Raw genomic sequence first — 598 nt, 5'->3', positions numbered from 1 at the left:
GGATGGCTTCGGTCGGAGTGGGTCTGGTTGGGGTAGTGCGGACGTGGGGGGCGTGTGGACGCTGAACACCCAGTCTGGTTTCTCGACGGACGGCAGCTCGGGCGTGGTGAGTATTCCGAACGCGGGGTCGACGCGGACCGCGAAGTTGGCGGGTGTGTCGGCTCGGGACGTGTCCATCCTGACCGACCTGGCGCTGGACAAGGCGCCGGTGGGGGGCACCTACCTGTACCAGGTGCGGGCGAGGATGGTGGGTGACACCTCCATGTACAACCTGACGGTGCGGCTCCTTCCGACGGGTCAGCTGGGTCTGCAGGTGAGCAGGACGGTGGGTGGTGCTGAGACGGTCCTGCGTTCGACCACGATCAACGGCTTCAACTATGTGGCCGGTGAGAAGGTGAATGTGCGTTTCGACGTGACCGGGTCCGGGACCACGACGCTCAACGGCACCGTGTGGCGTGGGGTCACCGAGCCGGCGACGCCGTCGATCACGGTCACCGACTCCACGGCAGCGCTTCAGGGTCCCGGGGCTGTCGGCCTGCGGTTCTACACTGGGGGTGGCACCACATCGCTGCCGCTGGCGGCCAGCGTGGACCGGTTC

The 598-nt window shown here is 67.2% G+C and carries 1 protein-coding gene; it reads left to right on the top strand.

The features are described 5' to 3' along the window. Positions 1-169 precede the first annotated feature (169 nt). Positions 170-598 (top strand): hypothetical protein (locus IFY26_RS17535; protein ID WP_232550297.1); only part of this gene is annotated, 429 nt, incomplete at its 3' end.

This window comes from Propioniciclava soli (assembly GCF_014858005.1).
Taxonomy (GTDB): domain Bacteria; phylum Actinomycetota; class Actinomycetes; order Propionibacteriales; family Propionibacteriaceae; genus Propioniciclava; species Propioniciclava soli.
This window is presented reverse-complemented; position numbering and strand designations above follow the sequence as displayed.